Here is a 3,704-nt window from a genome sequence, read left to right on the forward strand (position 1 = left end):
CCGGCGCGACCGCGTGCTCGCTCCACCGGTGCGTGCGGTCGCGCGACGCCGCCTCGGCGGCCGCGCGGCTGACGTCGTCCAGCAGAGCGAGGGCGTCTGCGCGCTCCAGCCCCGCGAGGATCCCGGTGATCGGTCCGGGGACGGTGTGCACCTGCGCGCCGGACACCCGCTGCGCCCGATCGATCGGCCCCTGGTTCAGCGACACGCCCTGCAGTCGGGCCAGCGGAAACACCGCGAGCTTGCGCCAGACGATGCCCCGCCGCAGCAGCAGCCCGTCCGAGGTCACCGCGTACCCGTGGCGTCTCCAGGAGAAGGGCCGCCGCCACCACGCGCGCTGCGGCATGGTGCGGTAGGGGTCGTCCGCAGCAGGACCCACGACGCCCTGCTCCCACAGCAGCGGGATGCTCGCGGGCGGAAGGTCAGGAAGCACCAGCGCGAGCACCCGCTCGACATCGGCGCGCTTGCCCACCGGCAGCACCACGTTGAACTGCTGGCCGCTGCCGGAGGACTGCTGCGCCGCGCTCTTGCCGCTCATCCGGTTGATCTTGATGGTCCACCAGCCGAATGGACGCCACAGCAGCGACTGCGACACCTCGACCGCGAAGATGCGGCCGGGCGGAAGCGTCTCGGTGACGGTGGTGAGCAGCCCGTAGGTGATGCGCACGCCGTCCGGCGTCGGCGCGATCGAGTAGCGCAGCGACTTGGAGATCTGCGCCCAGGTGATACCGACGACGGCCACCACCATCGGCACGCCCATGCCGAGCCCGATCCCCAGCAGCACGATGCCGCCGTCCGGATCGCCGTCGACGAGGACCCCGATGATCGTGCTGCCGATCGCGATCGCGAAGATCGCACCGAAGAACACGAGCCACAGCAGACCCGAGATCACCTGCGAGCCGATCAGACGCCCAGTGGGGATCTTCACGACGCTCTCCGGCACCACGTCTTCCAGATCGACGCCCGCGATGAGGCCGGTGACCCCCTGGTTCATCGAGCCGACGAGCTGCGACCGTGCCGACACCCGCTCCCCCGGCACCTCCGCACCCGGGTTCATGGCGGCGTGCCGGGCGGCCCGGGCACCCGACGCCAGACGCAGGATCTCCGCGCGCACGCCCTCCGCACGCGGCGTGGCCAGGTATTCGAGCTCGACATTCGCGTCGTTGCCCGCCCCGACCACCTCCAGCTTCGCGAGACCGATGATGCGCGCGGGGAACGGGCGCGTCAGGTTCACGCCCTGCACCCGGTCGAGCGGCGCACGCCGGTGCGACCGGAAGATGATGCCCTTGCGCACCTCCACGTGGTCGCCCGTGATGCGGAACTGCTGGAAGCGCCACACGAACCAGAAGATCGCCACCAGCACGACGACGAGCGCCAGCACCCCGAGCAGCGCCACGAGCGCGAGGTTGTTCGAGAGCACCCAGTCCACCGGGTCGCCGCCGGTGTAGTCACCGTAGTGCGCCTCCTCCGGCGTGAACATGCCGACGAGCCATGCGATCACACGATCGCGCATGTTGGCGATCACGATGCCGGCCACGATGATCAGCGCCAGGCCGCCCTTGAACAGCGGCGTGAGCGGATGCATGCGGTGCCACTCGCCGTCGGCGAGGTTCGTCGACGGCGCCGCGGCCTGACCGACCGCGGAGCCGGGGAGCTGCGCCTCGCTCACAGGCCGGTCCGGCGGGTCTCGGCCACCTGGATGAGCGTGTCTCGCAGGGCCTCGGCCGCCGCCTGGGTGAGCCCGGGGATCTGCACGCCCGTCGTCGCCGCCGCCGTCACCATCTTCAGCTGGGACACGCCGAACGCCCGGTCGAGCGGGCCCTGCGTGATGTCGACCAGCTGCATGCGCCCGTACGGCACGGCGATCATGCGCTGCCACAGGATCCCCTTGCGGAACACGATGTCGTCCGCGCGTAGCATGTAGCCGATCGCGCGCGCCTGCCGCGGGAGGATCACGAGCGTGATCAGGGTGATCAGGATGATCGCGCCCGCGGGGATCCAGACCCAGTCCTGCTCGAGCACGACGTTCAGCACCACCGCGGCGACGGCGACGATCACCAGGAAGATGACGTTCTGCACGATCTGCGACACGACGTACCGCGGCGAGATCTGGTGCCACGTGCCGTCGAGCTCGAGGCGCGCCTCGTTGCGCGCCGTGCGCAACTGCGTGTACGTGCCGCGGTCCAGCGCGTCGAGGTCAGTGCCCTCCGCCGGGTTCAGGGGCGCGGTCTCTGGGTTCTGAGTCATCAGGATCCTTCGGGAGGGTGCAGAACTGTTCAGCGATGAGGGCGGCCACGACGAGCACGACTGCACTCGCGATCAGCGCGGCCATCGCCACTGTCGACCCTACCGGCGGATCGATCGGCCTCGTCAGAAGGAAGAGCAGCAGTCCTGCGCCGAAGCCGGCCATGATCGCGCCGAGCAGGCTCGACGCCCGCGCCAGTGTCGCGGCACGAAGCGCGCGGAACGGGTCGATACGCCTTCCGGAGCGGACGCTGCGGCGCACCGGCCAGGCGACCCCGAGCGCCGCGATCGCGATGAGCACGAGCAGCACGGGCAGCAGCAGCGACGGCGTGAACGTGGCCCGCCCTCCCGCGGTCAGCATCTGGTCGAGCGCGAACCCCACGGCACCCCCGAGGAGGGCGAGCACGGCGAGCAGCCCGGCGGACGTGCGCTTCATGCGTCGCCCCGCGCGCGCAGCCCCGCCACGAGGTCGTCGACGCGTCCGTGCCCGACCAGTGCGGCGCCGGGGTCGACGTCGAGCCACGGTTCCAGCACGAACAGGCGCTCGGCCGCGCGCGGATGCGGCAGCTCCAGCCGCGGGTCGTCCGATTCGACATCGCCGTACGCGATGAGGTCGAGGTCGAGCGTGCGGTCGCCCCACCGTTCCTCCCGCACGCGCCCGTTCTCGTCCTCGATCGCGTGCAGCATGCCCAGCAGGATCTCCGGCGCCAGCCGCGTGGTGACGAGCGCGACCGCGTTGACGTAGCCCGGGGCGTCGGGGTCGGGACCGTCGAGGCGCACCGCCACCGTCTCGAACAGCCGCGAGACGCGCACGTCGCTCACCAGCGGCAGCCGACGGATGCGCTCGATGGCCGCGCGGATCGTCTCCTGCCGGTCGCCCAGGTTCGCCCCGAGCGCCACGACCGCGACCGTCTCCGGGCGACCCGGGCGCGGGGCGGGAACGTCGGGCGGGCGCGTGAGATTGCGGCTCATACCGTGATGTCCTCCAGGGTCTCCGGCGCCCGGGTGCGGTGCACCGTGACGGCCACATCGGCGAACTCCAGCGGGATGGGCGCGTGCGGCTTGTGCACCGTGACGGTGACGCCCTGCACGCGACGGTCGTCGAGGGCGACCGCGGCGATGCGCTCCGCCAGGGTCTCGATGAGGTTGACCGGCTCGCCGGCGACCACCGCGGCCACGCGTTCCGCCAGTTCGCCGTAGTGCACCGTGTCGGCCACGTCGTCCGATCCGGCGGCCTGCTCCAGCGAGAGCCGCAGACGCAGGTCGATCGTGAACTCCTGCCCCTCCTCGCGCTCGTGCGCGTAGACCCCGTGGCGGCCGAACACCGTCAGCCCTGTCAGCACGATCTCGTCGAGGAAGTCCATGCCTCTAGCGTACGGCGCGGCTCCGACGCCGCCTCAGCCGCGCCAGGCTTTCGCGACCGCGAGCGCGTCGCGCGTCGCGGCGACGTCGTGCACCCGGAC

General features: G+C 71.5%; 5 protein-coding genes. All 5 read right to left on the reverse strand.

What is annotated here, in order from left to right; all coding sequences use genetic code 11:
* Window positions 1–1,666: PH domain-containing protein (locus DW309_RS13325; protein ID WP_136045647.1), on the reverse strand; the 1,666-nt coding region annotated here is incomplete at its 3' end.
* On the reverse strand, window positions 1,663–2,244 hold the full coding sequence (locus tag DW309_RS13330; protein ID WP_136028521.1) for a PH domain-containing protein: 582 nt from the start codon (window positions 2,242–2,244) through the stop codon (window positions 1,663–1,665). The genes DW309_RS13330 and DW309_RS13325, both read right to left, overlap by 4 nt.
* Window positions 2,195–2,677 (reverse strand): DUF3180 family protein, encoded by a 483-nt coding sequence (locus DW309_RS13335; RefSeq protein ID WP_136045648.1) that lies wholly within the window; start codon window positions 2,675–2,677, stop codon window positions 2,195–2,197. Before DW309_RS13335 ends, DW309_RS13330 begins: the two co-directional genes overlap by 50 nt.
* Window positions 2,674–3,213 (reverse strand): 2-amino-4-hydroxy-6-hydroxymethyldihydropteridine diphosphokinase, encoded by a 540-nt coding sequence (folK, locus tag DW309_RS13340; RefSeq protein WP_136045649.1) that lies wholly within the window; start codon window positions 3,211–3,213, stop codon window positions 2,674–2,676. Before folK ends, DW309_RS13335 begins: the two co-directional genes overlap by 4 nt.
* On the reverse strand, window positions 3,210–3,605 hold the full coding sequence (gene folB / locus DW309_RS13345; protein ID WP_136028524.1) for a dihydroneopterin aldolase: 396 nt from the start codon (window positions 3,603–3,605) through the stop codon (window positions 3,210–3,212). Before folB ends, folK begins: the two co-directional genes overlap by 4 nt.
* Window positions 3,606–3,704: the final 99 nt, after the last annotated feature.

The organism is Microbacterium sp. K41 (genome assembly GCF_004794395.1).
In the GTDB taxonomy this organism is placed as follows: domain Bacteria; phylum Actinomycetota; class Actinomycetes; order Actinomycetales; family Microbacteriaceae; genus Microbacterium; species Microbacterium sufflavum.

Coding starts and splice junctions, on each gene's coding strand:
- folK (WP_136045649.1), bottom strand. CDS start 3,213: ATGAGCCGCAATCTCACGCGCCCGCCCGACGTTCCCGCCCCGCGCCCG.
- DW309_RS13335 (WP_136045648.1), bottom strand. CDS start 2,677: ATGAAGCGCACGTCCGCCGGGCTGCTCGCCGTGCTCGCCCTCCTCGGG.
- DW309_RS13330 (WP_136028521.1), bottom strand. CDS start 2,244: ATGACTCAGAACCCAGAGACCGCGCCCCTGAACCCGGCGGAGGGCACT.
- folB (WP_136028524.1), bottom strand. CDS start 3,605: ATGGACTTCCTCGACGAGATCGTGCTGACAGGGCTGACGGTGTTCGGC.